Source organism: Cutibacterium namnetense (assembly GCF_001642025.1).
Taxonomy (GTDB): Bacteria; Actinomycetota; Actinomycetes; order Propionibacteriales; family Propionibacteriaceae; genus Cutibacterium; species Cutibacterium namnetense.
Window position 1 is genome coordinate 1 of sequence record NZ_LWHO01000012.1, and the last position, 3,086, is coordinate 3,086.

Below are 3,086 nucleotides of genomic sequence, written 5' to 3' on the forward strand. Positions count from 1 at the left end.
TCATTCCCACCCACAACCCGACAGATCACATCCGATCAGGAGCATCAATACCCAACAAACCAAGACCCCGACCAAGCACCCGACGAGTAGCCGCACACAAAGCCAAACGCGACCCACGAACCTCGCCAGTACTACGCAGCACCGGGCACTGCTCATAAAACACCGAGTAGGCACCAGCCAACTCGTAGAGATAAGTGCACAATTTGTGCGGGGTCAGGTCGGTAGCAACAACCTCCACGACCTCTCCGAACCTCGACAACAACAAGGCCAACTGCTGCTCGGCAGGCTCGTCAAGGACACTAATACGTCCCCAAACCATCGCATCCAAATCAGCTTCAGGATCGACGTTCGGGTTGGCCTCAGCGGCCGCTTTGCGCAAGATCTGTGAGACGCGGGCGTGAGCGTACTGCAGGTAGGGGCCAGTATCGCCGGTGGTCTGCACCATCCGCTCAGCGTCAAAGACATAGTCCTTTTGCAGGCCGGTGGACAAATCGGCGTATTTAATAGCTGCCAAGGCGATATTCGGGGCCGCATGGGTCTCAGCCTCGTCGAGCAGACTCGACAACGACACCGTGCCACCCTCACGGGTCTTGAAGGGGCGACCATCTGGGCCAAGCACCATACCGTAACCGACGTGCTGGGCCTCGACATCGTCGGGCAGGAACTCAGCCATCCGAGCCACCTGGAAGAGCACCTCGAAGTGGTGGCTCTGGCGGACGTCAGTGACGTAGATGATGCGGTCAGCCTTGATTTTGCCGACGCGGCGGCGGATCGCGGCAAGGTCCGTGGCATCGTAGCCGAAGCCGCCATCCTTTTTACGTACGATCATGGGGGCGTCCTGCCCCTCGACGAAAACGCACAGCGCGCCGTTATCCTCGACAGCCAGGCCGTCAGCCACGAGTTCGTCTACGACTCGCGGCAAATCGTCATTGTAGGTGGACTCGCCGGCTACGTCGTCGTCAGTCAGCAGCACCGACAGGCGGGCGTAAATGGTGTTGAACCCCTCCAGGGAAATGTCGATAAGAGCCCGCCAGATCCGCAGGGTCTCGGCGTCCCCACCCTGCAGTTTGACGACGCGACGCCGAGCGCGATCGGCAAACTGGGGGTCGGCATCGAAGGTCTTCTTGGAATCCTGGTAAAGCTGCTCGACGCCGGGCAGGTCGAAATCTTCGACGTCCATCCGCTTCTCGACGATGTACTCGATGAGCATGCCGAATTGGGTGCCCCAGTCACCAATGTGATTCTGCGGAATGACGGTGTGCCCCTGAGCGCTCAGGACACGATTGAAGCAGTCGCCGATGATGGTGGAGCGCAGGTGGCCAACGTGCATCTGTTTGGCGACGTTGGGGGCCGAATAATCGATGACGACCCGCTCAGGTTCCTCCGCCTGGGCGATCCCGGCGTTGGGATCGGTAATGAGGTCGGAAGCCACTCGGGCCAGCACGTCGGTACGCAGGCGCAGGTTGATGAACCCAGGGCCGGCGATTTCGGGAGTCTCGCACAGATCATCGATGTCGAGACGAGCAATGATGTCGGCGGCGACGTCGCGAGGTGGGCGCCCTTCCTTCTTAGCCAGACGCATGGCGACGTTGGACTGGAAATGCCCGAACTGTGGCTTCGTGGCCGGGCGCAACTGGGGATCGGTCCCGGTGACGGACTCGATCCGTGCAGCAAGTTGAGAGGGAAGAGACGACATGACGGCATTATCCCACGACAAGGCCGGCTCGTCACAGTCGGAGGCGCCGCAGACGCTGTGGTGACGATTTTGGAACAAATACCGCGGCAGAACCGTTTACCTTGACGACCGGCAATCCGGACGTTTCGACAAGGAGAATCTATGAGCGTTCCCACCACCACCCTCAACGACGGGGTTGCCATCCCCCAGCTTGGCTTCGGCACTTGGAAGGTTCCTGCCGACGAGGCGGAGAAGGCCGTCAGCGCCGCCCTGGAAGCGGGTTTCCGCCATATCGACACCGCAGCCATCTACGGTAACGAGGAGGGTGTGGGCCGTGCGCTCGCCGCCTCTGGTTTAGACCGCAAGGACCTCTTCGTCACCACCAAGCTGTGGAATGACTCCCATCATGCCGACGATGCTCGCAAGGCCATCGAAACTAGCCTCACCAAGCTGGGACTCGGCCACGTCGACCTCTACCTCATCCATTGGCCAGCCCCGGTCAAGTACGGCGACGCCTACATTGAGGCGTGGAACGCCCTGCAGGACTTCAAGTCCGAAGGCCTGACGCGCTCCATTGGTGTGTCGAATTTCAAGACCGAGCATCTTGACGCCATCGAAGGAGTTACCCCGAGCGTCGACCAGATCGAGATGCACCCCACCTTCAACCAGGCGACTCTCCGGGCAGTGCTGGCCGAGCGTGGCATCACCCCGGAGGCTTGGAGCCCACTGGGCCAGTCCAAGGACCTCGACAACCCTGTCCTCGCTGATATCGCTAAAGCGACCGGCAAGACGCCCGCCCAGGTAGTCATTCGCTGGCACCTGCAGATCGGCAACGTGGTATTCCCCAAGTCGGTGACACCCTCACGAATCGCCGAGAACTTCGACGTGTTCGACTTCGAATTGTCCGACGAACAGATCGCCGCGATTGATGGTCTGGATCACGGCAACCGGCTCGGTGGTGACCCTTCCACCGCCGACTACTGATATCGACTGTTTGATCTGGATATCTCCCCAGATAACGGACTGAAAAATCAGTCTCCTTTTCTGGGGAGTTTTCACGTGTACCGATCCACGATCGTAGAGCGCTCGGTATTCCCAGTATCGCTGTCAGAAATCCGAGACAGACATTGCCGCGCGTTGAGCGAGCTCCGCCATCGCCGTGTCGGGAAACTGCCTAGAAATCGCTGCCATGTAGTCGATGAGCAGCCTCTTCATGATAAGCCTGTCGCCTTACATATTCCTGTGTCTGCCCGAGGTGGTCAATATCGGAGGCCTCATCGCGGCAGCGAGGTTCGTGGGTCGCGTTTGGCTTTGTGTGCGGCTACTCGTCGGGTGCTTGGTCGGGGTCTTGGTTTGTTGGGTATTGATGCTCCTGATCGGATGTGATCTGTCGGGTTGTGGGTGGGAATGA

Annotated in this window: 2 protein-coding genes and 1 pseudogene; 2 read left to right on the forward strand and 1 reads right to left on the reverse strand. The window is 59.7% G+C overall.

Annotated features, from left to right (window positions below):
- Positions 1–25 precede the first annotated feature (25 nt).
- Positions 26–1,774, reverse strand: coding sequence for an arginine--tRNA ligase (gene argS, locus A5483_RS10060; protein WP_193790478.1), 1,749 nt, complete (start codon positions 1,772–1,774; stop codon positions 26–28).
- Positions 1,775–1,837: 63 nt separating this feature from the next.
- Between argS and A5483_RS10065 the strand changes: the two genes are divergently transcribed.
- Both A5483_RS10065 and A5483_RS11655 read left to right on the forward strand, forming a co-directional pair.
- Positions 1,838–2,659, forward strand: coding sequence for an aldo/keto reductase (locus A5483_RS10065; RefSeq protein ID WP_063811754.1), 822 nt, complete (start codon positions 1,838–1,840; stop codon positions 2,657–2,659).
- A 303-nt stretch (positions 2,660–2,962) separates the two neighbouring features.
- Positions 2,963–3,061, forward strand: a pseudogene (locus A5483_RS11655) (DALR anticodon-binding domain-containing protein); the annotation flags it as partial.
- Positions 3,062–3,086: the final 25 nt, after the last annotated feature.

Excerpts from the sequence above, each read along its gene's own strand:
- A5483_RS10065 (WP_063811754.1), top strand. The coding sequence starts at position 1,838 with ATGAGCGTTCCCACCACCACCCTCAACGACGGGGTTGCCATCCCCCAG.